General features: G+C 52.0%; 27 protein-coding genes. 5 read left to right on the forward strand and 22 right to left on the reverse strand.

Going from position 1 to position 22,342, the window contains the following annotated elements; all coding sequences use genetic code 11:
* Positions 1-4 precede the first annotated feature (4 nt).
* From NYE33_RS26950 to NYE33_RS26965, 4 genes are read right to left on the reverse strand one after another with little or no spacing between them, the layout of a single operon-like run.
* On the reverse strand, positions 5-859 hold the full coding sequence (locus tag NYE33_RS26950) for an MBL fold metallo-hydrolase (protein ID WP_042136122.1): 855 nt from the start codon (positions 857-859) through the stop codon (positions 5-7).
* Entirely contained in the window at positions 856-1,848 is a 993-nt protein-coding gene (locus tag NYE33_RS26955) for an NAD-dependent epimerase/dehydratase family protein (RefSeq protein WP_341068300.1), read from the reverse strand. The genes NYE33_RS26950 and NYE33_RS26955 overlap by 4 nt, the downstream gene beginning before the upstream one ends.
* The gene (locus NYE33_RS26960) at positions 1,845-3,056 is read right to left on the reverse strand and encodes an ATP-grasp domain-containing protein (protein ID WP_341068301.1); all 1,212 of its coding nucleotides are present in this window, start codon (positions 3,054-3,056) and stop codon (positions 1,845-1,847) included. Before NYE33_RS26960 ends, NYE33_RS26955 begins: the two co-directional genes overlap by 4 nt.
* Positions 3,046-4,047 carry a beta-ketoacyl-ACP synthase III gene (locus tag NYE33_RS26965; protein WP_340946561.1) on the reverse strand — a complete coding sequence of 334 codons (1,002 nt, stop codon included), beginning with the start codon at positions 4,045-4,047 and terminating at the stop codon, positions 3,046-3,048. Before NYE33_RS26965 ends, NYE33_RS26960 begins: the two co-directional genes overlap by 11 nt.
* Before the next feature lie 301 nt (positions 4,048-4,348).
* Here NYE33_RS26965 and NYE33_RS26970 point away from each other — a divergent pair, with 301 nt between their 5' ends.
* The gene (locus tag NYE33_RS26970; protein WP_042136114.1) at positions 4,349-5,137 is read left to right on the forward strand and encodes a hypothetical protein; all 789 of its coding nucleotides are present in this window, start codon (positions 4,349-4,351) and stop codon (positions 5,135-5,137) included.
* 14 nt (positions 5,138-5,151) lie between these two features.
* Here NYE33_RS26970 and NYE33_RS26975 read toward each other — a convergent pair whose 3' ends face one another.
* The 9 genes from NYE33_RS26975 to NYE33_RS27015 all read right to left on the reverse strand — a co-directional run bounded on the left by NYE33_RS26975 (position 5,152) and on the right by NYE33_RS27015 (position 11,283).
* Positions 5,152-5,943, reverse strand: a complete 792-nt coding sequence (locus NYE33_RS26975; protein WP_039297192.1) for a lipid II flippase Amj family protein — start codon at positions 5,941-5,943, stop codon at positions 5,152-5,154.
* Positions 5,944-6,064: 121 nt separating this feature from the next.
* Positions 6,065-6,454, reverse strand: coding sequence for a ribosomal maturation YjgA family protein (locus tag NYE33_RS26980; RefSeq protein WP_341068303.1), 390 nt, complete (start codon positions 6,452-6,454; stop codon positions 6,065-6,067).
* 75 nt (positions 6,455-6,529) lie between these two features.
* Entirely contained in the window at positions 6,530-7,006 is a 477-nt protein-coding gene (locus NYE33_RS26985; protein WP_341068304.1) for an NUDIX domain-containing protein, read from the reverse strand.
* Positions 7,007-7,059: 53 nt separating this feature from the next.
* Positions 7,060-7,518 carry a hypothetical protein gene (locus NYE33_RS26990; RefSeq protein WP_336103029.1) on the reverse strand — a complete coding sequence of 153 codons (459 nt, stop codon included), beginning with the start codon at positions 7,516-7,518 and terminating at the stop codon, positions 7,060-7,062.
* 440 nt (positions 7,519-7,958) lie between these two features.
* A complete protein-coding gene (locus NYE33_RS26995; RefSeq protein WP_042136108.1) occupies positions 7,959-8,543 on the reverse strand; it encodes a putative ABC transporter permease in 585 nt (194 codons plus the stop codon).
* A 471-nt stretch (positions 8,544-9,014) separates the two neighbouring features.
* Complete coding sequence (locus tag NYE33_RS27000) at positions 9,015-9,203, reverse strand: hypothetical protein (RefSeq protein WP_039297241.1); 189 nt, start codon at positions 9,201-9,203, stop codon at positions 9,015-9,017.
* Between the two features lie 252 nt (positions 9,204-9,455).
* Positions 9,456-9,629, reverse strand: coding sequence for a hypothetical protein (locus NYE33_RS27005; protein ID WP_179093583.1), 174 nt, complete (start codon positions 9,627-9,629; stop codon positions 9,456-9,458).
* A 91-nt stretch (positions 9,630-9,720) separates the two neighbouring features.
* The gene (locus tag NYE33_RS27010) at positions 9,721-10,263 is read right to left on the reverse strand and encodes a hypothetical protein (RefSeq protein ID WP_341068306.1); all 543 of its coding nucleotides are present in this window, start codon (positions 10,261-10,263) and stop codon (positions 9,721-9,723) included.
* A 117-nt stretch (positions 10,264-10,380) separates the two neighbouring features.
* Positions 10,381-11,283: an ArsR/SmtB family transcription factor gene (locus NYE33_RS27015; protein WP_341068308.1), complete on the reverse strand. Its 903-nt coding sequence runs from the start codon at positions 11,281-11,283 to the stop codon at positions 10,381-10,383.
* 162 nt (positions 11,284-11,445) lie between these two features.
* On the opposite strand from NYE33_RS27015, the gene arfA reads away from it, so the two are divergent.
* Positions 11,446-12,954, forward strand: coding sequence for an arabinosylfuranosidase ArfA (gene arfA, locus NYE33_RS27020; protein WP_042136102.1), 1,509 nt, complete (start codon positions 11,446-11,448; stop codon positions 12,952-12,954).
* A gap of 9 nt (positions 12,955-12,963) precedes the next feature.
* On the opposite strand, the gene NYE33_RS27025 is transcribed toward arfA, so the two are convergent.
* From NYE33_RS27025 to NYE33_RS27035, 3 genes are all read right to left on the reverse strand, one after another.
* Positions 12,964-13,653 carry an LrgB family protein gene (locus NYE33_RS27025; protein WP_039297246.1) on the reverse strand — a complete coding sequence of 230 codons (690 nt, stop codon included), beginning with the start codon at positions 13,651-13,653 and terminating at the stop codon, positions 12,964-12,966.
* Positions 13,650-14,066 carry a CidA/LrgA family protein gene (locus NYE33_RS27030; RefSeq protein ID WP_341068310.1) on the reverse strand — a complete coding sequence of 139 codons (417 nt, stop codon included), beginning with the start codon at positions 14,064-14,066 and terminating at the stop codon, positions 13,650-13,652. Before NYE33_RS27030 ends, NYE33_RS27025 begins: the two co-directional genes overlap by 4 nt.
* A gap of 224 nt (positions 14,067-14,290) precedes the next feature.
* Positions 14,291-14,977 (reverse strand): NAD(P)H-dependent oxidoreductase, encoded by a 687-nt coding sequence (locus NYE33_RS27035; protein ID WP_341068312.1) that lies wholly within the window; start codon positions 14,975-14,977, stop codon positions 14,291-14,293.
* Positions 14,978-15,125: 148 nt separating this feature from the next.
* Here NYE33_RS27035 and NYE33_RS27040 point away from each other — a divergent pair, with 148 nt between their 5' ends.
* A complete protein-coding gene (locus NYE33_RS27040) occupies positions 15,126-15,527 on the forward strand; it encodes a winged helix-turn-helix transcriptional regulator (RefSeq protein ID WP_076246647.1) in 402 nt (133 codons plus the stop codon).
* A 45-nt stretch (positions 15,528-15,572) separates the two neighbouring features.
* Here the strand turns inward: NYE33_RS27040 and NYE33_RS27045 are convergent, their stop codons facing one another.
* Positions 15,573-15,947: a YkvA family protein gene (locus tag NYE33_RS27045; RefSeq protein WP_341068313.1), complete on the reverse strand. Its 375-nt coding sequence runs from the start codon at positions 15,945-15,947 to the stop codon at positions 15,573-15,575.
* A gap of 113 nt (positions 15,948-16,060) precedes the next feature.
* Positions 16,061-17,020: an acetylxylan esterase gene (locus NYE33_RS27050; protein WP_341068314.1), complete on the reverse strand. Its 960-nt coding sequence runs from the start codon at positions 17,018-17,020 to the stop codon at positions 16,061-16,063.
* Positions 17,021-17,143: 123 nt separating this feature from the next.
* Here NYE33_RS27050 and NYE33_RS27055 point away from each other — a divergent pair, with 123 nt between their 5' ends.
* A complete protein-coding gene (locus tag NYE33_RS27055; protein WP_256703975.1) occupies positions 17,144-17,956 on the forward strand; it encodes a sugar phosphate isomerase/epimerase family protein in 813 nt (270 codons plus the stop codon).
* 277 nt (positions 17,957-18,233) lie between these two features.
* The gene (locus tag NYE33_RS27060) at positions 18,234-19,337 is read left to right on the forward strand and encodes a glycosyltransferase family 4 protein (RefSeq protein WP_063779794.1); all 1,104 of its coding nucleotides are present in this window, start codon (positions 18,234-18,236) and stop codon (positions 19,335-19,337) included.
* 94 nt (positions 19,338-19,431) lie between these two features.
* Here NYE33_RS27060 and NYE33_RS27065 read toward each other — a convergent pair whose 3' ends face one another.
* The 4 genes from NYE33_RS27065 to NYE33_RS27080 all read right to left on the reverse strand — a co-directional run bounded on the left by NYE33_RS27065 (position 19,432) and on the right by NYE33_RS27080 (position 22,219).
* Positions 19,432-20,664, reverse strand: a complete 1,233-nt coding sequence (locus NYE33_RS27065; protein WP_042136089.1) for a hypothetical protein — start codon at positions 20,662-20,664, stop codon at positions 19,432-19,434.
* A 16-nt stretch (positions 20,665-20,680) separates the two neighbouring features.
* A complete protein-coding gene (locus NYE33_RS27070; RefSeq protein ID WP_042136087.1) occupies positions 20,681-21,052 on the reverse strand; it encodes a hypothetical protein in 372 nt (123 codons plus the stop codon).
* Between the two features lie 357 nt (positions 21,053-21,409).
* Positions 21,410-21,808 carry a hypothetical protein gene (locus NYE33_RS27075; RefSeq protein ID WP_076246653.1) on the reverse strand — a complete coding sequence of 133 codons (399 nt, stop codon included), beginning with the start codon at positions 21,806-21,808 and terminating at the stop codon, positions 21,410-21,412.
* 6 nt (positions 21,809-21,814) lie between these two features.
* Positions 21,815-22,219, reverse strand: coding sequence for a hypothetical protein (locus NYE33_RS27080; protein WP_341068316.1), 405 nt, complete (start codon positions 22,217-22,219; stop codon positions 21,815-21,817).
* Positions 22,220-22,342 lie beyond the last annotated feature (123 nt).

Consider the following 22,342-nt stretch of genomic DNA (forward strand, 5'->3'; position numbering starts at 1 on the left):
CGCTTCATTTCACACTTCCCGTTCCCCAGAGCGCAAGCGCCTCGCGGCAATGGCTCGGTACGATCCGGATATCCGGAAACCGCTCATGGATCTGGCGCAGCCGTTCAAAATTCTGTTTGTACTCCGCGCGGCTGGACATGATCAGGCCGGCTGCCGGATGCGGCTTGCGGTTCTCCCGGAACGCCCGGCTGGACCAGACCGTATCCGCGCAGAGCAGATAATCATGTTCCCCGGTGGAGACGAACAAGCCAATCATGCCGGCGGCATGGCCTGACATCTCCACCGCCAGCAGGCTTCCGTCTCCAAGCAGATCATACGCCTCCGTGAACGGAAGCCCTTCCGGCAGCTGGCGCATAGCCGAATACTCATCTACGGGCAACGAACGGACGTTGAAGTCCTCCGGCAGCAGTCCCGGCAGAAATCCTGCCTTCGTTGCCCGGACCGGACCCAGTCTGCTTACGGCATCGTAGGATTTACGCAAATAGATAAACTTCGCCTGCGGGAAATCCTGCACCCCGCCGATATGATCGGCATGGAAATGAGACAGCACAACATAACGAACATCCTCCGGAGCAATCCCGCCTTCCTGGAGCCGCCGCGCAGCGCTCTCTTCATCTGTATACACTACTGGCGTGATCCGGCGGTAGAGCGAAGCCGGCATACGCGCTGTTTCCTGAAAGAACCGGGCACTATAGCCCGTATCGAACAGGATTGGGCCATGCTGCGGATGCCGGATCAAGGCATAGCCTGCCGGAAAACGGGCGGGCTTAAGCGAACCTCCCCGCAGTGTCAGCAGTTCAGGATGCAGGCAATATCCCGCAGACAATATAGATAATCCAACCGGTATCTCTGTAATCATTGCTGTTCCCTCCACCATTCTGCGAAGTTACGAAGACCTTCGTCTAAGGTCACGCGCGGGTGATAGCCAAGCTGCTCCCGGGCCTCCGAAATATCCAGTGTCTGGGAGATTCCCAGCGCGGCTGCCGAATAACGGGTGAGCAGCGGTTCTCCCAGGAAAGGCAGCAGCCTGTGGACACCCTCCATCATCCCTGCTGCGGCATAAGCGGCAGCATACGGCAGCCACCTGGTATGCAGAGGAATATCAAGCAGGGAGAACAAGCTGGTCATCAGGTCCCTGAACATGACCGGCTCACCGTTGGTAATGTTATAGGCCCGCCCGGAGGCAGAGTGCGGGGCTTCACAGCAGAGCAGCATGGCATCGATTACGTTCTCCACACAGGTAAGATCAATTCTTGCCGTTCCGTCGTTCATCAGCGGAACACCCTTGGTCTCATTAGCCGCAAGCAGCCGCGGGAAGAGGGCATTGTCCATCGGGCCGAAGATCGCTCTCGGCCGGAGCATAAATGCTGTAAGCCCGTGCCCTGCTGCCTGCTCCACTACCCGCTCGGCCATAAGCTTCGTCGCGGCATAAGCATTGGCCGGCTTCCCGGGCAGCGGGTCACTCTCCCGGATTCCGAAGCGGTGACGCTGGCTGGAATACACGCTTGGTGTAGAGATATGAATCAGCCGCCCTACACCCTGCCGCTTGCATCCCTCGGCAATATGGCCTGTCGCTTCCACATTGCATGCATAGAAGTCCCGGTATTTCCCCCAAGGCGAAGACAACGCCGCACAGTGGAATACGAAATCCATCCCCTGACAGGCACGGTCTGCCGTTTCAGCATTCCGCAGGTCCCCGGGAAGGAATACCGCTCCTTCCTTCTCAAGCCGTCTCCCAAGCTCAGGATTCCGTCCCTGCCCGTAGACCTCCCAGCCCAGCTTAACCAGTCTGCGTACGGTATGCTGCCCCAGAAAGCCGGTCGCCCCTGTCACCAGTGCTTTTGTCATCCTTCACCATTCCATTCTATATCTTCTGTCAGCGCTTCTGTAATTGAAATCCGGTGCCGCCAGGCAGTCTTCTGCGCGGCATAGACCACACGGAACTGCTCGCGGAAAGGACGCTGGTCATCCTTCCGGCAGATTACATCTTCTGCCCCGCGAAATGACCGCAGCCAATTGCTCCAGCCCCCGCGCCCCGGCTTCAGTCCGCAGCCGAGCATGGGCAGAGTCAGCATAGCTCTTCGGCCTGAGCGCGGAATCAATACCTCTCCGGTCTGCACAAGCATACCGGGGTTCAGCAGAGCCTCCGTTAGCCCCTCCTCCGGGGTGAACAGATGAATCCCGCTGGTCGCACGCGGATTGCATTCAATCGGATACAGAATTCCATCCTCCGACTCTATAAAATCAAACCCGATCTGGCCGCTGAAGCCAATAACTCCGGCAAACCGCTGCACCCATTCCTGTGCCGCTGGGTGGTCAAGATGCTCGAAATATACACTCGCACCGCTCCGGCCCGTCCGGTACCTGCTGTCATACGCTGCATGCGCTACTACCGAGCCTTCATGCACGATACTGTAAGTACAGACTGCCTTGCCCTTGATATACTGCTGTGCCACCCAGGGTGCAGCAGCGGAAATACCGGACGGAGGGGGGATTTGTCGCTGCTTCTGGCTCCGGGACCCTGCGGCATCACCGCTACCAGGCAGGATCACTTTAGAGGCAAACCGGGAAAAGGCCGGTTTATAGACCTGCTGTTTACCGTCCGCCGCAGCAATCTCTTGGGTCCGGTGCCACTCGGCAGCGCTGATGATTAGAGTAGTCTCCGGGACGGCAAATCCAAGAGAGCGGACCCAGTCAATGAACTCCCCCTTGTGATGCAGCCGCGCCAGGATCTCACGGCAGGGAGCAAGCACCCGGCAGCCGGTTATATGCTCAAGTCCAGCAGCGATATAGAATATCTCTTCGCAGGTGGGAATCAGACAGTTAATATTCAGTTCCTCCGTTAATCCGGCGAGCCGCTGAATATAAGCCTGTGGCTGATGCCGGGGAGAAGGCACAAGGAAGCTGGCCTCGACAGCGGAGGACACCCGGCACAGATGATACTCTGCGCTTTCCGCAACGAAGACCCGGTGGCCTGCTGCCTTGAACAGCCTGGCCAGCTCCAGGGCTACCGGGGCGCGTCCGCCGGTAATCAGAATATTCTGATCAATAATCAATAATCATGCCTCCCAAAGACAACCCTGCCGCTGTACCAATCAGCATAATCCGGTCTCCGCGTGTAATCCGGCCCTGCCCTATCGCTTCATGCAGTCCCATCGGTATGGATGCCGCAATGGTATTGCCATGTCCTGCTGTATTGTCGAGGAACCGGTCCTCGGCAATTCCCAGCTTCTTGCGCAGCAGCCGCATAGCCATGGCACTGCCCTGATGAGGAATGACCAGACGGAAGTCACTCATCTGATTACCCGTAGCTGTAAGCATTTCACTGATGAAATCCGGAAGCAGCTTCGAAGCCTTGCGGAAGATGGCCTGCCCGTCCATATGGAATAAATAAGGCACTGCATTCTCCGCAGTGTATTTCTGGGCATGAAGCCTTGTGCCGCCCCCGGCGATTTCCGAATAACGCGCGCCGCTGCTGTAGGTTTTGAGTGAAGCATGAAGAATCCCTGAGGCATCACCGGCTTCTGCAGGACCAATAACGACTGCCGCCGCCCCGTCACCAAACAGTGCCGAGCTCTCCTTATCCTCCCAGTTGAGCCCTGCCGATGCTATTTCTGTAGCAACCAGCAGTACATTCCTGTATCTTCCCGCTTCAACCATATATGACATAACATCAAGACCTACCAGAAAACTCAGGCAGGTCGCATCGATATCAAAAGCCGGAACGCCGGAATCTGCCTGTCCCATCGCCTGCTGAATGAATACTGCCGTACTCGGAAGCGGCTGCTCCTTGGTCCCGCTTGTACAGACCAGACAATCGATGTCCTCGAAGCTTAAGCCTGCATCGGCCAATGCCGCTTCCGCAGCTTTTGCCCCCATCATAGAAGCAGTTTCACCTTCACCGGCATAGTGACGGACGCCTACTCCGGTAATTTTATTAACCCAGCCCGCAGGTGTGCCAAGGACAAGATCAAGCTCCGCGTCACTAATCTGGCGTTCCGGCAGATATTTGCCTGTACCTTTTATTTTTACATGTCTAAGTTGCATCCTGCATCCCCTATCCTATGAGTACCTAGATGTCGAACTTTATATATTATTGTAAACTATAGATATATTCTACTAGATTTCCTGGCCAAGTCATATAAAAAGAAGCATATCACAAATAAGAACTAATGTTCTTCGTTTGCCTTGACTATCCATTCCTTCAGGGTTATAGTAAATAAACAATAACATACGCTAAGCGGGAGAAGCACCTCGCAGGATCGGCAGTTCATGCCTTTCTTGGAGGTGCTTCTTTGTGTCCTATGGTGTTGTATTGGCAAATTAATGATGACAGGAGCGGAATGGAATGTTGAAATTGAACCGTTTTACCAGCGAGTTTGTAAAGAGAATCACGGTTATGCTGATCCTGCTGACACTTTGGCCTGGTGTTGCCCCTCAGGTTTCTGCTGCTTCAGACTGGGATTCAGCACTTGAAGAGATTCACAATCTTTATTCGGCTTATACGGAACTGCAAGTAGTGTTAAAGTCGGAAATTCAGCGGAATCAGGAGCTGCGCAAGCAGAATAATACGGCGCTCACAGCGGTTAATGCCAAGCTGCAATCCACAGATGCCGCCCAGCTTGCCAAGCTGCGTGCTGCAGCCGAAGCCATGCAGAAGAAGCATGCCCCAGTGCTGGAGCAATACACTTCACTTGGTAAACAGGCGGCAGCTGCGCGCAAGGCCAATAACCTGAAGAGCGCCACGCTCCTTGAGATCAAGCGCAATAAGCTTAAGCCGGCCGCAATTGCAGCGCGGGCTGAGGTAAAGGTCACAACCTCTGCACTAGCAGAAGCCAAGTCGCTTGCTGCTGCAAGAAATAAGCCTGCTAAGGATGCCCTTGCACCCATTGCAAATCTCAAGAAACAGATCACCGCCCAGAACAAGTTGTACTCAGCCATGCAAGCCGAAAGAAGCGAAGCTGACAAACGCTACAAAGCCGCCGTCAAGGCGGGAGATGCCACCAATGCCGCGGCTGCGATGAAGCTGTCTTACAGCAAAATGGGTGAGATCCGGACAATGACCGGACGTATGTACAGCTGGGAACAGCAGATCAGTACAGCACTCCGTTCCGCAGAATTGAAGCTGCCGAAGTAACTTGTCCCGCAGAATCAGAGCAGCTTCACCAGCCAGCAAATGATGTAGGCTCCCGGAACAAGCAGTGCTTGACCCAGCAGTGATCCCAGAAAGCGTGAGCCCATCAGCAGAACATAGATTTTGCCCAGCTGATCACGGTATTCCACATTTTCAGTCGCCTTATGGGTAATGATTCCGAGCTGCGGGTCGATGAACACTGTCAGCAGGATCGTCGCTAACCCGTTTATCAGACCCGAAGCCTGGGATGCAGTTGTGCTTAAGTCAGGCATTAGTTTGGCTGCATACATGGAGGATAACACCCCAACGGTATAGAAGGCCGTAACGAATATATTCATTACAATGAACCGTTTGGGAATACCCAGATAACGGAAGCTGCGCAGCCTTACCTTCGGCCTGCGGATATATTTCCGCGTATTCTTGAGCTGGCCGACGGTTACGCTGGTCAGGAGCTTCGGAATGGAGCCTTCAATCTCAAGCTTGGAGATGATTCTTCCGAACAGCCCTACGAAGGTAGGAAACAAGGCGATGGCTATTAATGTGCCCAGTGAAGAAGCCAGCATAATAATCCGCAGATAGTTGAGCAGCGGAAAGCTGTCATCTATTTTGCCATAGTCTACGAATTTGGCGGTTAAAGGAGCCTGTACCATATTAGCCGTTCTGGAGACCAGCACAATGATACCGGTCAGGGATAAGGCGATGGCAATCTTATTCAGCTTCACTCCGGCAAACCGTACCGAATACGATAACGTCTCAGCAGTGTGAATGATCAAGGTCAGCAGGCATACCACGATTAAACTGTTCGTCATTTGCAGTTACTCATCTCCAAATCAGGCAGCGTTCGGCGGATTACCGGCAGTCTCATTCCAAATTATTACATACCGGCATCGCCTCACTTAATATATATTCTTCCTCCTGTATATTCCAGAATCAATTTTGTAAGATTTGGTCAATTACATAGCAGAAGAGTATCCCGGCCGTATACCGGACAAGATCAATCCCGAGGAAACCCTGGCCCAGAATCAGTCCTCCGGCTGTTGTCGAGCGTACATGTATAATCCATTCCGCCTGATAGAGCTGGCTGAACTCAATCCCGAAGCTGAAGCACAGGCTGAGTATAAGCGACACCTTTAGCGGATACCGGGTCAACAGCACCCGGAAGGCAAGATATATCATCCCTGCCCAGATCGCATCCCCAAAATGTCCGCTGACAAAGCGCGGCAGCTGGTCAGCGTATGCTCTGGTCCCAAGGCCCAGCATAACAGCGAGCATTACTGCGCCGCAGTAGATCAGTTTGGATCTTATTACCGGATTATGCAATGGAATTACTCCTTTGTATTGAAACTGCTGAATCCTATGGGAACAATATCTTCATTTTGCTTAAATGGCAGTGCTCTACTCAAAAATAACTTTCCGTGTATCAGAGGCATCGCTCACAAACAGCTTCGGGGGATACGGGATGGCTAACTCAGGCAGTTCATCTTCCTTGAAGAATTCCAGTTCTTCCGCCTCCCCGTCCACACTTCTCAGATGTCCTTTGACGATGACGCATTCAAACACAATCACCGTGTACTCCACCTGATCACCATTGGAATATTCATACCTGAATTTCTCTCCGCCGAATACTCCGAGGATCTGTTCAGGGGTGACCATCAGGCCGGTCTCTTCGAACACCTCTCTGCGGAGCGCTCTGGATGGTGTTTCTCCAGGCTCGACCGCCCCTGCGGGCAGCCCCCACAGCGTCTCATCTTTCTTGCGGATCAGCAGAATTCTGCCTTGTTCATCCCGCACTACCGCCGCTACTGACGGCATCATTAATAACCCGTTGCCGGTCTTGCCGCGCAGTTCCCGGTAATAGTCAGACATTGGCATGAAGATTCCTCCTAAGTTTGATTTAGCATTTTATTATAACCCTTCATTCCGGCCTAAAGCTCATCCTTGCGAAAAGAAACCGGATTAACCTTGAAGTCTTCCGGCTGATTCTCACAATCAGACAGCTCTACCTTGTAGAAATCTCCGCTATCGGCTATCCGGACCGCTTTGCATACATATTCTATTTTCCCATTGTACCCGGCCCCATCCCGGCTGCTATCCACCGTCCAGTGCACCACCTTACCGTCATCATATACATCATGAATAAACGGTCCGCTATCGACACCCCACCGGAGCATGGTAAGATTATCTCCCTTGCCTTCCTTAAATCTATGTATCATTTCTCTAATTCTGTCCAAATCCAGCTGATCAAAATGCGTAATCAAGTTACGCTGATCCCTGGCTAGAGGGACTGGCTTATTGATTTCCCGTATCCATAACCCTGAGAGTAAAACTATGATCAGCGCTTCCAGAATGATAATAGCCGGATAGTATTTCTTGAATTTCTTCATATTCCCTCCCGCTCCGGGGTATATTAGGCAACCCGTATACCTCTTATATTTGACACGGTTGTAAGATATTCCTTGTCTGTGCGTAATCCGAACAGATCCATAACGCAGTCCACTTCCTATATTTTTGGATATAAATATTTCTTAAGTCTTAAGGTTATCGTATGATTGCTTTAACAGCTAAAAAAATCAAATCAATCTGACGAGGAAAAAGGTGACTGAAATGGAACGTAAGATTGTAATCAAAACAAACACGAAGTCCTCATTACCCGCCGGCATTAGTATAGAATTCATGGACTACCTGTTTCAGGTTATGAATGAATATGATCAAACCTTAAAGGGACTTAAGAACAGATAAGAGTGAGTTCTTTTTCATCCTCAACAGAAATAGGCCAACCAAATTGCTCTGGCTGACCTATTAACACAAACATCCCCTAGACTAATTATCCCTCACCAAGCTCCAGCTGCTCCGTAGGATCCAGCTCCCTCAGCCCGCGCCGACGGGTACGGAAAGTCCACAGCAGATCTGCCGAGAATAGCAGCATAGCCAGCGGAATCACCGGTGTCCATACCTGCTCAACATGCAGATACAGGAAATGAACCAGCGGCTGCAAACCATAGATACAGGCAATAGACAACCCCCACCAGTACAGCGAGAATTTCAGGCAGATATGTCCCTGCAGCTGATATGGCATTCCCGAATAATCCCACCACTGCTTACGAAAAATACCCTTGAGCAGCCAGCCGCTGACAAACTCAACAGCCGACGGAACAATCAGGGCAAGCATCAGGAATACAGGAAGCGGAAGCCCAATACCCTGTCCCGTCAGCAGCAGCAGCGGCGCACAGCCGTACATGGGTTTGAACGGACCCTTCAAGAAGCCTTCTTTGCGGAAGGTGCCTGCGCTGTAGAGGTTATAACTGCCTTCAAGCACCCAGCCGAGGAAAGAATATACGGTGAAATAGAACAAATACGGACTTATAGCTGCCAGTGCATTATAACTATCTTGCAAGAGTACCGTTGTCATCGTGTTCGCTCCCGCCTCCAGCCCCAGTATTCACTAATGGAAGCTAGTATGCCTCCGGGAAACGGAGGTTATGACGGTAATTTCTGGCGGTCCTCACACGAACAAAATTACCCTAACGGGTGAATCAGCCCGTGCTATGCAGCCTTACAGCTAATGTAGATTATAAGCCATCTCACATTGCTCTTTTCTGACTGCTTTGTTTGGGGTAGCCTCCGGTAAAATCAGGGGCACTTTTGCCCCTTATTCCTGCCTGCGCCCACTTTCAGCTGATTCAGAGGGATTTATCCCTTTAATTTCCTCCTGCCTCCTTCAGACGGACCTGCTACAATTTCCAGAGAAGCTTATCCACAACTGACGAATATCGTAATTTCCTATACAAAGAAAAAGCTGCAGGGTTCCGGTTAGGAACTGCAGTCTTTTATAGGAGTTAATGATTTAGGGCCGAATAACGACCACACTAGCCTTCAGGGTTCATTCCTTGTGCTGCTGTTCTCTCTGCATCTGCATTAAGGGCGGACCTTCCTCACGCTGGCTTCTCAGCGTTTCCAGCTTCATGTCGCTTCGCACACCGAAGCTCGATCCGTACTTTTTCTCGAGGTTGCCTGTCAGGGCATCACCGCGCTTTTGCCGATACCGGCCGTTCTCGTTCCGACTACGCATACTAGGTTTCCTCCCTGCAATTTGAATTGCCTGAGACCTGTGAACCTGCGATGATCTGGAGAATCAAGACGTGATGAGGTTGTACTTCCCTATAGTATACAGTATTTACTAAACCAAGCTCAATATGCCCATGTACACAAGCGCAAACAAACTTAAACCGGATACCCTCGTAAGGAGAGCGTCCTACTAATGTGAAAAAAGACTGTCCCTTAGGAACAGTCTGCTGCATCCATGCGCAATGTATTTGACGCTCTAATTCTTCGGAAGCGGGTCGGGATGAGCGGATTCTGCCGGTTTGGCAACCCAGTCATCGGCTTCCGGTTCAATATCTACGCCATTTTCCATCTTTTTGCGTTCCGCGAGTGAATCACCGTCTTTATTCTCTTTGTTGCGGATGTCTGCTTCATTCTCGATATGATCTGGCATCTGAACTCCTCCTTATGCAAGCTGTGCAGGTTTTGGATTACTTAGTTATAGTTACCCGTTGACCTGTTTTGCAAACATTTATTGCTGGAGGTTATTTAACCCGGCGCTCCAATTGATCCAGCCAGGCCGAGTACAGTGCCTCATACTGCTGAATTGCTGTAGCTCTGTCTTCCGCCGGATAGCTGAGAATGATGCTGTCATCACCAGGATCATCTTCCCCGTAAATTGCATAATAGAAGCTGTTACTTGCATAACCGGGAGCCTTCTCCCCCTTCTGCAAGGCAAGACTCCATGTCTTACTGCCGGAATCTGCATAAACCTGGCCCAAGGGTTTGATTTCACCCCGCGCTCCCTCCAGCGCACAGATCATGAACCCCAGCTCCGGATTCAACTCACAGTATTCGTACTGAACCCCGTTAACAGCAAGCTTACCGGTGTAGGAGCGGGTTTTTTCGGCATAAGCACCCTTCAGGGTCACAGTCACTGTCTTCGCATAATTCGCATCCTGCAGCTTATAGGCGGTCACCTGCATTTCCCGGTCCAGCCGGATCACCTTGGGTGCACTCAGGAAGCCGTAAGCAATAATTCCTGCCAGAATAAGTACAGCAATACAGCCGTAGAGCAATTGTCTCAAACCGGCACACATCCCCTGTAAAAAGCTTCGCAAAGACCATTATTTAACAATAAATAAGCTCTTTGCGGCGGGCAAGATATTTTATCACTCAGCATACTCTTCATCCATACAGTTTCACTATTCGTAATACACGCGAAAAACAATATCCTGCTCGTAATTCCCGAACCCGCGTCCGAACAAGGTTAAACCGCCCCGCCTTCGGGTGGTGTCTTCTGCAGTTAACCTGAAGCTCCACTGGTCCTGCTGCCAGCCTACTTCATCAATGGTGACTGCAGAAATCTGCTGGCCGTCTATGTAAGTTCCCCCTGCATTAATCCTCAGCACCTTCAGCAACCCATACTGGTTCACATCGGAATTCCACCAGGCCGGAGTCAGCCTTCCGCGCTGCACACCGAAATCACCGGGACTGGTCCATTTGCCAAGCGGAATTCCGTTCATCGTAAACGCAATGTCTGAAGGCCATTTCTCATTGACGTGCGGCGCTTCCGAGCCGACCTCCATCGAAATCTCAATCTCCTGTACCGTCTGGTCCATGAACAGATAGTTCGGCACCCTATATTCGGCATAGCCTTTGGCGAACCAGAGAATTCCGGCATCAACCCGCTCCGGGTCCAGGAAATAACGCGGATCATCATAATATCCGATTAGCTTCTCGGTGGTGGCAATGCCGCAGGTCGGTGAAGCCTGAAGATCGGTATAATGCCCCACCGGCACGGAGACCTCAACCACCTTCCGGGCAATGCCTTTGGCTCCAGACAATTTAATCTGCAGAAAATTAGCGGAAAGCGAGCAGTATTTATACGTGCCGCCGTCAATCCGCTTCATTTGGGAGCTGACGATGCCTGCCTTCTGGAGCTTGGCTACGTGGGAGCTGACAATGGCGCTGCTTAGATACAGCCGGGCAGCGATTTCCTTGATATGCATCTCCCGCGCGCTGAGCAGATCAATAATCCGCAGCCGCACTTCACTGGCCAATGCTTCATACACCTTCAGCGATTCGGAATCCGTTGTTAAATACATCCTCTAACCTCCGCACTCTTTGAATTAGCATTTTTATTAATCCTAAATATTTTTATTGCTTAGTATACGCTGTAATCCGTATGATGGAATCATAATTCAGGATACTAGATTAATATTTTCATTAATCGTAATATGACTTCACTACAAAAGGAGCTTAACACAATGAGCATTCAATCCAAGATGATTGTCGACAAGGACTTCAAGCTGGCCGAGGTAGACCCGAGACTGTACGGATCGTTCATCGAGCATCTGGGCCGGGCCGTTTATGGCGGGATTTATGAGCCGGGACATCCTACCGCAGACGCTAACGGTTTTCGGGGTGATGCCCTGCAGGCCATCCGGGCTCTCCGCGTGCCGATCATCCGTTATCCCGGAGGTAACTTTGTCTCGGGTTATAACTGGGAAGACGGCGTAGGTCCCAAGGAGAGTCGTAAGCGCTCTCTTGAATTAGCCTGGTGGACTACTGAGACGAACCAGATGGGTACCAATGAATTTGCCGATTGGGCCAAGCAGGCCGGTTCAGAGGTCATGATGGCGGTCAATCTGGGCACCCGCGGGATCGATGCCGCAAGGAACCTCGTGGAATACTGCAACCACCCTTCCGGTTCCTACTGGAGCGATTTGCGGATCTCCCACGGGTATCAGGCTCCCCACAATTTCCGCACCTGGTGCCTGGGCAACGAAATGGACGGCCCGTGGCAGATCGGAGCCAAAACAGCCGTCGAATACGGCAGACTCGCGAATGAAACCGCCAAAGCCATGCGCTGGGTTGACCCTACCCTGGAGCTTGTCGCCTGCGGCAGCTCGGGCAGCTCCATGAATACTTTTGCCGAATGGGAAGCAACCGTGCTGGATCTCACTTACGATAACGTAGATTTCCTCTCCCTGCATACCTATTACAACAATAATGATGGAGACACGGCCAATTTCCTGGCACGCTCACTCGATATGGACCAGTTCATCGACAGCGTAGCAGCAGTATGTGATTATATCAAGGCTAAGAAGAAAAGCAAGAAAAAGATTTATCTGTCTCTGGACGAATGGAATGTGTGGAAAACGCAGGGGACCAGCCGCGCGCAGCAGCATTGGGAAATTGCCCCGCCGGAGTTCGAGGATGTCTATAATCTTGAGGATGCACTTGTGGTAGGCTGCTGCCTGATCAGCCTGCTGAAGCATGCGGACCGGGTGAAGATGGCCTGCATTGCCCAGCTGATCAATGTCATTGCCCCTATTATGACTGAGAACGGGGGGCCCCTCTGGCTGCAGACCACGTATTATCCTTACATGCACGCTTCAATCTATGGCCGGGGAACGGTGCTGCACCCGCTGATTACCAGTCCGAAATATGATTCCCGGGATTTCACCGACGTCCCTTATCTGGAAGCGGTCAGTGTATTTAACGAAGAGGTGAACGAGGTTACCGTCTTTGCTGTCAACCGTCATCTGGGCGAAGGTATGGAGCTGACCGTCGATCTGCGCAGCTTCGGTGCCGTTGAGGTGATTCAGCATACCATCCTTGAGCATGAGGATCTCCAAGCGGCGAACACCCGCTCGAACCCGGCGAATGTGCTCCCGCATAACCGCGGAACGGCGGCCGCTGACGGCGGCCGGGTAAGCGCCCTGCTTCCGGCAGCTTCGTGGAATGTTATCCGGCTGCGTGTCAACGGGTAATACCTTGCATTAATGGTACATGATCCAGGCAACGAACGGTCCGGCAATGGAGCCGACAATGGCGCATACCGTCATGGCCACAGAGCTCATGGAAACCGACTGCTCACCGTACTCCAGGGCTTTGGCTGTGCCAAGGGCGTGGGAAGCTGTTCCCAGGCCGATGCCGATGCCGGACTCGCCGCGGATTCTGAACAGCTTAATAATATACGGCCCGCCGATGGCCCCCGTGAATCCGGCGATCATTACGAATACGGAGGTAAGCGAGGAATCTCCGCCCAGATTGCTGGAGATCTGGATGGCTACAGCGGTTGTGATTGATTTGGGCAGGATGGAGAGCACATACAGCTTGGAGAAGCCGAGTCCGGCTGCCAGCAGCAGACCGCTGAACATTCCGACGAGCAGTCCGGTCACCGTTCCGCCAAGAACGGCCGGGAGGTTCTTCCACAGTACGTGACGCTGTTTGTACAGCGGATAGGCCAGGGATACAACCGCCGGTCCAAGCAGGCGGTTAATCCAGTCGCCGCCGATCATATAAGTCTCATAAGAGATATGGAAGCCCATGAGCAGCACGACTACAGTGAACGTTGCGGTCAGTGCTGGCAGCAGGACAGGAAGACGGTAGCGTTTGTATAACATGGACATGAAGAGATAGATGAGAACATTCATCAGGACAAACCCAACGGCCAGCAGAATTCTCATGCTTCCTTCCCCTTCCCTTGCAGGCTGCGGGCACGATACGTCCGGCGTTTCAGCCTTTTGGCGCTGCGGCTGGCAATCCACTGGCTGGAATGTGCCGTGACGACCATGGTCAGTACACTGCTGACCACCAGAATGCCAATCAGGAGAAGCCCTCTTCCGCTGAAGATATCCAGATGGTTCATAATGCCTGCGGTTGCCGGGATGAAGAACATGGGCAGATAAGCCAGAATAAAGGATGAGCCGTTCTCGATCAGCTTCACCGGAACAATCTTGAGCAGCAGCAAGACGAATAGCAGCAGCAGCCCTACGATACTGCCCGGAACCGGCAGATGCAGCAGTTTTTGCAAGTAATCTCCGGCCAGGAAGAACATATACAGCAAGCAGACTTCAGCGATAACGCGGATGATTTTCATATTGCAGGAATCCCTTCAATCTTGAAATGGCGGTCACAAGCAGCCTGTTGTTAGTAACAAGCTGACTTATTAAGAGTATCAGAATTTTCAGCAAGTTTTCAAACTTTTTTCGAAGCTTCTATGTATTTTCATAACTCGTCAAAAAAAACAGATGCCGCCCTTATAAGGATGGCATCTGTTTTTAATTGGCTCACACTTCGCCCAAATTGCTGACGCGGCTGCGTTTAGACCCACTGAACCACCTGACCGGCCGTTTGACGGGTTTTGCCGCGCGGCTCATTAACCCGGTAACCAAAGGCCGCCATGCAGGCAATTCCGAAATGTGCCGGGTCCATTATCCCTTCCTCTGTAAGCACCTGCTCGATCTTTGCCTTGTCGAAGCCTTCAATCGGACAGGAGTCGATGCCAATCTGCGCCGCAGCAGTCATCATATTCCCCAGAGCCAGATAGGTCTGCCGTGCACCCCATTCAAATATCGCCCGCTCATTGCCTTCCAGTCCGAAATCGGATTTCAGGAACACATCATAGACCTTCCGCTTACCCTCGGCAACCTCCGGCGGCAGACTCTGCACATCCCGCATTATGCCCTGAATATACTCCGAGTCCGCAGCCATATCACGCGGCAGTCTTGCGAGAATCAGCATGAAATGGCTTGCTGTCGGCAGCTGCTTCTGTGCACCCCAGGCATAAGGAAGCAGCTTCTCACGGATGTCCATACTCTGGACAATAACGAATTTCCAGGGCTCGAAGCCGAAGGAGCTCGGTGACAGGCGGCCTGTTTCCAGGATGAACCCGAAATCCTCTTCGCTGATCTTTCTGCTGCTGTCAAATACCTTGGTAGCGTGTCTGTATTCATAGGCGGCCAGAATTTCCTGCTTGGTTGTTGCGGTTTCTTTTACTGTAGTATCCATTTCACTTACTCCCTTTCTGTGTATCCTTCAGGTTTGGAATTGACGTTATCCTGCTCACATGCTTATAGTAGTGGATAGATAACCATTCGTGAAGTACGCACATTTTTGATAGGTAGTATACAAAATGATACTTAAGGAGTGTTCTGTTATGCGTGACCGTAAAGGCGGTTTCGGAGCTTGCCCGGACGGCCAGGGCGCCGCTTGTCCTGTTGAATTCACCCTCGATGTCATTGGCGGCAAGTGGAAGGGTGTGCTTTTATACCATATGATGGATTCAACGAAACGCTTCAACGAGTTCCGCCGGATCTGTCCCGGCATCACGCAGCGTATGCTGACACTGCAGCTCCGTGAGCTGGAGGAGGATGGCGTGGTTCACCGCGAGGTGTATCATCAGGTTCCGCCGAAGGTTGAATACTCGCTGACCGAATTTGGCCGGACGCTGATTCCGATCATTAAGCTGATGAGGGATTGGGGCACAGAATACCAGGCGAAGCAGCAATCCGCAGACCGCTGCCCCCCTGGAAATGGACATTTAGAGGAAGAAGCATAATGAATCCGGTGCAGCAACCCGCTGCACTTTTTTTTGTACCATTACTCACGGTTGTTCAAAAAAATCTTCGGCCTTCTGTTTATGCTCCTCCTTCACCTGACCGGCAATCGCCCGGATGCCTGCAGCAATGACCGCTGCATCATCCGTGAAACCGAGTCCGATCAGCGCATCGGGAATCGCGTCAATGGGTGAAATGAAATAGGCCAGCGCGCCGAAGGCTATACCTTTGGCCCATAACGGCGTTTTGGCATCAATGGCGCAGTAATACATGGCAACCGCATCTTTGGTGAACGGGATTTTGCCTGCCGCTTTCCTCGTTTTGCTCCAGAAGCTCTTCTTCACCCGCTGCTCATTCTTCTGGCTGTATTCGAAATTCTCCACGACCAGTTCCGCGGGAAGCTTGTCTCCATCCTTATTCATCTGCCATTCCCTCCCATTCCTTAGGCTGCCTTCGCATTCTGACAGCTTAGCACCTTCATTATAACCTTTACACCAATCACCCGCCGCTAATCAGCCTTCCGGTAATTAATCCTTTAACCCAGATGCTCCCGGAAAAAAAGTACCGTCTGCCTGCGCTGATATTCGCTGACCTCATGCCCGGAGAACGGATAATCCATCATTTGCTTCGGTGACTCGATACGGTTATAGGCAGCATAGATGGTCTCCGGCATGCACACAGTATCCTTCCAGCCTGCGGACATCAGAACAGGTACGGTGAACCGGTGCGCCAGATTAACAATGTCGAAATAAGCCAGGTTCTGCAGCACCCGCTCCAGATGCTCCGGATAGCGCTTCAGATAGTCGGCAATCTCGGTGAGCGAGCTGGTTGAATTCAGGACTCCAAAGTCCAAGCGGCAGAGATTCGGTATGTCTGCGGCCACTGCAGCAACCCGGCGGCTCAGCGCCCCGGCCAACAGCGCAATCCCGCCTCCCTGGCTCCCCCCGGTAATGGCAATACGCTCGGGATCAACACCCGGCAGCTGTGCTGAGGTCTCAATGGCACGAACCGTATCTATCGCTACAGCCACATAATAGGAACGTTCCTTCTCCAGCAGCCCCTGGGTGATCCAGCCTCTGACTATCCCTTCTTCCTGCGGCAGCAGATTGCCGGTCTCTCCCAGTTGTCCACGCACATCCACGGCGAGTACAGCATAGCCAAGCATTAGAAAGTGAGCATACCGTTCCGGATACCCCCGGTCGCCGGTGTAACCGGGAAACGTAACAATACACGGCAGATCTCCCCGCTCACTTGTGTCAGCAGCAGGCCGGATGTACCAGGCATGGATGGTCGTTTCCCCATAACCTGTATAGCTTACTTTGCTAACCTCCATGCCCGGATATGGAGTTTCTTCAGGGATTATTGTAACATCCAGCGGCAGTTCCTCATCTTCGGCGAGCAGATCATTCCAGAATTCGTCAATCGTTTCGGGGTCCAGTGTAGGCTCTGGACGGCAATTCTCAAGCTCCTGTTTGCGTTGCTCAATAGCATTCATTCATCGGTTCCTCCTGTTTCTCATAAACTTCTTTATCATTGCAAGACACTGTAAGCGCATTTAATATTATAAATATAAATCCATAGAATTCCAAAGGAGATGTTATTCATTCGTTACGGAACCTTGGCACATACAGCGGGCTGCCTGCCGCTCAAAGAATTGACCGCCACTCTACAGACCTACGATATTGACTTCGTACAGCTCGCCCTGGCCAAAGCCATTCAGGATATCGATCTGTCTCCCGGCAAGCTGAGCCCCGGCCTGGCCTCCTATATCGGTGAGCAGTTCGACAAAGCCGGCATCCGCATTGGCGTACTTGGCTGCTATATCAACCCCATTCATCCCGATCCTGCCATCCGGCGGGTAGAGATTGACCGTTTCAAGGAGCATTTGCGTTATGCCCGCCAGTTCGGTGCACCTATGGTCGCTACAGAGACCGGCGCATTGACGACTTTTCAGGAATTCGATCCTTACCGGTATGAAGAAATCGGCTGGGACGCCCTCAAGGCAACGGTCGAGGAGCTGGCAGAGGAAGCCGAGAAATGGGGTGTATTCCTGGCGCTTGAAGGAGTCTGCACCCATACGCTGTCCTCTCCGGCCAAAATGCGCCGTATCCTCGACGAGGTTCCTTCCAGCTCCATCGGTGTGGTACTGGACCCTTGCAACCTGATTGGCGAAGAGGTGCATCTGCAGGATGAGATCGTAGACAGTGCATTCAGCCTGTTCGGCGACCGGATCATTCTGGCCCATCTCAAGGATATCTATAAGGACGGAACCCGGATCCGCCATGGCGCTTCAGGGCAAGGGCTGTTCCACACCACAGAGTTCCTGAACAAGCTGGAGGCACACAAGCCGATGATCGACGTTTCGCTGGAAGAAGTAACTGGCATAGATATTAAGGACACTGTTACCCTGCTGCGCAATCTGCGCCACTAATCATAAGCTGCCAGTTCAGGAGACGTGCTTCATCCTCCTGCAGTGACTTTGGCAGCGCTACAATCCGGCCGGTATGTCAGGGGTGATCCCTCTGCTGTACCGGCCAGTATTTTTTATATACTCCAGCTGTAGCCCTCCATTCCTGAGCCTCACTCCATAACCCCCATTTGCTGCAAATACGCCGTATATCCGGTACTTTTCGCTAACTGCTGAATAAAATAGTATACATACCGCAGGTTCGCAAGCGATTCTCGAGCCAGAAAGGAAGGGATCATACATGAGATTCACTTTCCCCATTCTTACCTTATGCCATGGCGGGGCACAACGCATGCTCGTGGAGCTCACGAATGGTCTTACTGCCAGAGGGCATCAGGTGGTGATCCTCATGCCGCTTGGAGGCGATGTTTCTTATGAAGTCCATTCCACTCTGCTGATTACCGATTATACGCTGCTCCGTGAATCCGATTTCCCGGTCAGCGATATTATCGTTTCGAATTTTTATACAACGGTTCCGGTATCACAGGCTGCAAGCCAGAATGGCAAGGGCATCCATATCCGCCTGTCCCTGTGTTACGAACCGCTGTTTCTGCCGCAGAATGAGGTATCCTTTCCCTCCTATCATACCACCGATAAGCTGATTGTTCTGTCCCAGTGGCAGCAGGAGTTAATTGAGCTTGGTCACGGCATTAGCGGAAGCATTGTGCCTGTAGGGATCAGCTCCTCTTTTCAAAATATGCATATCCGCCACAAGCTTCAGGAGCCGCTGAACATTACCGCCATCCTGCGCAAAGTGGAGAACGGCTTCTCCTGGCACCGTGAACAGGATTATCTGGTGAAGCAGCTTGATATCGTGAAGCATAATGTTCCGGGGGTAAATATCAATTTCATCAGTCCGCCGGATGAGTTCTACAGTTCGGATTCACTGCAAAAAATGAAGGCCAGCGGCAAATACCGCTTTTTCACGCCCCTGAATGATGATGAACTCTGCTATCACTATAACGGGGCCGATATTTTTGTCAGCTCCAGTATTTTCGATACCGGATCTTTGCCGGGCCTTGAGGCCATGCGCTGCGGTGCTGCGCTTGTGTCCGTATACTCGGGAGGGAATCTGGAATATGCCCGCCACGAAGAGAACTGCCTGCTGTCCTACCGGTACGAGAACCGGATTGCGGAGGATGTCATCCGGCTGATTCAGGACCCTGCGCTCCGTGTCCGCCTTGCCTCCCGGGGGGAAGCCGATTCCCGGGCCTGGACCTGGGAGAACAGTGTCAGGATTATGGAGCAGACCGCGCTTGGCTTCCTGACTGGAAATCCAGTAAACACTCCGCCCAAATCAGCGCTTCTGCAAAGACTAGGCGGCTTCAGATTGCGCAGGAAGTAATCCTGCTCCGGACACGGAAATACAGAAACAGGCCCAACTTGGAAGCACATGAGTTGGACCTCTTCTGTATGTCTGCATCCGCTTAAAGTATGCTTCAATTTCCGAAGATAACATCCTGTTTGTCTAGCCGCGTGTCATTCCACACCGCCGCCAGTGTATCCGGGAAGATCGTTGCCGCAGTAATGTAGTCACCAATCAGCACTGAAGGTATCGGTGAGCTTCCATTCGGATTGGTGGATACATCGGACACTCTACGGTTCGCGAAGGACAAGCCGCTGTTGATGGATTCAGCCACAAACACATCCAGCAGGAAGCCGTTCAGCCGGTTCGTATAATAGATTACACGCACCGTTCCATTGGACGGCGAAACGGTGATCGCAGGCGAGAAGTTCTGCGACCCCGGCGGTGCGCCGGTGATGCTGACCGGCTGCGACCATAGCAGGCCGTCCGGTGAGCGGGAGAAGAATATATCCGCATAGCCCAGCCGGAAATCATTCCACACCGCATATACGAAACCTGCGAAGGGTCCGGGTGATATATCGGCTCCAAGGGCCAGATTCGTCTGTACCCGGAAGGCATAATTCGGGACAGGCAGCGGACTAGGTACCGGGACTGTATTCGCCAGGAAGGTAGCTCCCCGGGTTACAGGAGGGCTAAACGTAACGCCTCCATCCTGGGAGACCCGGATATAGGCATATTTCGGGCCTGGCCCGAGCTGGATATAACCCACATATACCTGGCCCGCAAGCCCGACAATCAGAGCCGCCCGTTCCAGGTCGCCCCTTGGATCGGATATGCGCTGCGGCGGCTCCCAGCTCATGCCCTGATCCAGCGAACGCTGGAAGAAGATGGCGGCATTGGTCGCCAAATAATACAGCGGCGTATAGCCCACATAAGCATGACCCCGGTACGGGCTGGAGGGAGAACGGTCGACCGCAAGAAAGGGTTCGTCGTTATGAACGTATAAACCATACCCCCGCTGGACGATCACCGGCGGATTGAAGGTCAGCCCATTGTCAAAGGTGGTATACGTTGCGATTGTCCCGTCATTGAACTCATTAAAGAAGTGGACAGCGACGATAAACGTATTCGGAAACGTATAATCAATTGTCGGTGCCTCCGCGCTCATAAATCCCGGAGCCTGCGGCAGAATTGTCGCTGACCAGGTCGCTCCGCCGTCTATGGAACGGTAGAAGCCGGTCAAAGCTGTACCGGTACTGGAATCTACCGCTACCGCACACATAATATTAGGGTCCAGTTCATTAACCGCGATTGAAGGCTCAATATGATTGCCTGGCAGTCCTGCGGTAATATTGACATTCGCCAATAAATATCACCTCACTTCAAGTAGGAATAATGGACAGCCGGTCAATGTATGTAAGCTCAGGCTGAAGGATTTGCTCGATGATATTTCCGGCAGCATCTAGTGCAAATACATTCACGATTGTGTTGACTGCACTATAAAAGTTGATCTGTGCTTCGTAATAGTTAGCAGCATTCACCGAATACGTCTGCACAACCAGCTGCTGGGGATCCACTTGAAACAAAGCCTCACCCACTGGTACCCGCGTGAAGCTGCTGCCGATGAAATGAAAGATCTGCAGATTAATATTAATGGCTACGATAATGGAATCATTCAGGCAGGAAATTTGAATCCGGTCGATATGTGACGTTCCGGCGGGCGGATTGTATACCGCTCCCGTTGTATAGGGCATAATTCCCGTACTCCTTCCCGGCTTCTGTCAAACAGAGCATTCATGATTAGCCTTTCTCTTCTCCTCTCTTAACAACAGGCTGCATATCTCTCCATTTCTATGTATATGTAGACCGTTATTTGTCCAATGAGCAAATATATGTAAGAAGGTTGTGATTGGCTAATGAGGAGGACTGAGAAACCCCTATTTGAGCAGATCAGGCGGTTTCACTGCCCAATCGGACCGAGAATCCTTTATAGGTCCCGTTACGCCGCATTTCGGGCTCCAATGAACAATATAAGCGATTCTCAGTCCGCTTCGACGGCAGGGGTGAGTGATCAGCTAATAAAGCCGGGGAACTCCATCCCCGGCTTTATGCTAAGAAACCGACAGCCCCGAGAACACAAGCGGGCCTATAATGGTCGGCGGATTCACGCTGCTAATCGAGGAAGCAATGAGAGCATATCCATAATAACCGGCGGCAATCCCACTGTCGGTGAAGGCTAGATGGATGGCTTCATAATTACTCCCTGTCCAGGAGCTTGACCTTGCAGTGAATATCTGTACTGCATTACGAACAATGGTAATGATCAGATCCGAAGTGCTGGGACTGCTGTTCTGCAGGCCGATCGTTGCCTCCAGCAGTACTAAACCGTTAGCGCCGACAGATACCCCGAATTGTCCCAGGACAGTACTGTTTGGCAGGCTCATTACGGGAAGGGTGGCGGATTGACTGAAGCTCGACGGGACACTTTTGCCGAAATCAATAATGTTCATTCTCGCTCACACCATGGAAAGGCCCGAGAAATCCACGGGACCAATCAGATTAACAGCATTTTGAACAGAGGAGTTCACAAGTGAGACCGTTAAGGTGTAAGCGAAATACCCTGCCGGAAGACTGGCATCCACATAAGAAAGACTGATCAGATCATATTGCCCGGTGCTAAGCGCCGTGGTCCGGAGTGTGAATACAGGCACCCCTGCACGCAAAATAGTAAATAACAGGTCGGGACTGCCCAGCACGGTTTGTACACCTATTGAAGCATTAAGCAGTACGTTCCCGCCTTGAGCCGCCGCAAGCCCGAATTGGGTAAGCGTATTGCTGGAGGGAGCAGCGAGAACCGGTATAGCTATCGTTTGGCTGAAGCTGGTAATTGCGCTTTTGCTGAAATCAATAATTTGGGTCATCCCCTAACCTCCCAGTACCATATTCACTCTCGTATATACTATGGAGAATTCATCTTAATTGACTGGACTAACACCATTCCGGCACACCCTCGGCCCGCATGAAACCATGACATATATGCATAG

Source organism: Paenibacillus sp. FSL R10-2199 (assembly GCF_038000235.1).
Taxonomy (GTDB): domain Bacteria; phylum Bacillota; class Bacilli; order Paenibacillales; family Paenibacillaceae; genus Paenibacillus_AQ; species Paenibacillus_AQ phytohabitans.

Excerpts from the sequence above, each read along its gene's own strand:
- NYE33_RS26950 (WP_042136122.1), bottom strand. The coding sequence starts at position 859 with ATGATTACAGAGATACCGGTTGGATTATCTATATTGTCTGCGGGATAT.
- NYE33_RS26970 (WP_042136114.1), top strand. The coding sequence starts at position 4,349 with ATGTTGAAATTGAACCGTTTTACCAGCGAGTTTGTAAAGAGAATCACG.
- NYE33_RS27080 (WP_341068316.1), bottom strand. The coding sequence starts at position 22,219 with ATGACCCAAATTATTGATTTCAGCAAAAGCGCAATTACCAGCTTCAGC.
- NYE33_RS26990 (WP_336103029.1), bottom strand. The coding sequence starts at position 7,518 with ATGAAGAAATTCAAGAAATACTATCCGGCTATTATCATTCTGGAAGCG.
- NYE33_RS27060 (WP_063779794.1), top strand. The coding sequence starts at position 18,234 with ATGAGATTCACTTTCCCCATTCTTACCTTATGCCATGGCGGGGCACAA.
- NYE33_RS27025 (WP_039297246.1), bottom strand. The coding sequence starts at position 13,653 with ATGAGAATTCTGCTGGCCGTTGGGTTTGTCCTGATGAATGTTCTCATC.
- NYE33_RS27030 (WP_341068310.1), bottom strand. The coding sequence starts at position 14,066 with ATGAAAATCATCCGCGTTATCGCTGAAGTCTGCTTGCTGTATATGTTC.
- NYE33_RS27035 (WP_341068312.1), bottom strand. The coding sequence starts at position 14,977 with ATGGATACTACAGTAAAAGAAACCGCAACAACCAAGCAGGAAATTCTG.
- NYE33_RS26985 (WP_341068304.1), bottom strand. The coding sequence starts at position 7,006 with ATGCCAATGTCTGACTATTACCGGGAACTGCGCGGCAAGACCGGCAAC.
- NYE33_RS27015 (WP_341068308.1), bottom strand. The coding sequence starts at position 11,283 with ATGTATTTAACAACGGATTCCGAATCGCTGAAGGTGTATGAAGCATTG.
- NYE33_RS27075 (WP_076246653.1), bottom strand. The coding sequence starts at position 21,808 with ATGAACATTATTGATTTCGGCAAAAGTGTCCCGTCGAGCTTCAGTCAA.
- NYE33_RS26995 (WP_042136108.1), bottom strand. The coding sequence starts at position 8,543 with ATGACAACGGTACTCTTGCAAGATAGTTATAATGCACTGGCAGCTATA.
- NYE33_RS26965 (WP_340946561.1), bottom strand. The coding sequence starts at position 4,047 with ATGCAACTTAGACATGTAAAAATAAAAGGTACAGGCAAATATCTGCCG.
- NYE33_RS27045 (WP_341068313.1), bottom strand. The coding sequence starts at position 15,947 with ATGAATAAGGATGGAGACAAGCTTCCCGCGGAACTGGTCGTGGAGAAT.
- NYE33_RS27040 (WP_076246647.1), top strand. The coding sequence starts at position 15,126 with ATGCGTGACCGTAAAGGCGGTTTCGGAGCTTGCCCGGACGGCCAGGGC.
- NYE33_RS26955 (WP_341068300.1), bottom strand. The coding sequence starts at position 1,848 with ATGACAAAAGCACTGGTGACAGGGGCGACCGGCTTTCTGGGGCAGCAT.
- NYE33_RS27005 (WP_179093583.1), bottom strand. The coding sequence starts at position 9,629 with ATGCCAGATCATATCGAGAATGAAGCAGACATCCGCAACAAAGAGAAT.
- NYE33_RS27070 (WP_042136087.1), bottom strand. The coding sequence starts at position 21,052 with ATGCCCTATACAACGGGAGCGGTATACAATCCGCCCGCCGGAACGTCA.
- NYE33_RS27050 (WP_341068314.1), bottom strand. The coding sequence starts at position 17,020 with ATGAATGCTATTGAGCAACGCAAACAGGAGCTTGAGAATTGCCGTCCA.
- NYE33_RS27000 (WP_039297241.1), bottom strand. The coding sequence starts at position 9,203 with ATGCGTAGTCGGAACGAGAACGGCCGGTATCGGCAAAAGCGCGGTGAT.
- NYE33_RS26975 (WP_039297192.1), bottom strand. The coding sequence starts at position 5,943 with ATGACGAACAGTTTAATCGTGGTATGCCTGCTGACCTTGATCATTCAC.
- arfA (WP_042136102.1), top strand. The coding sequence starts at position 11,446 with ATGAGCATTCAATCCAAGATGATTGTCGACAAGGACTTCAAGCTGGCC.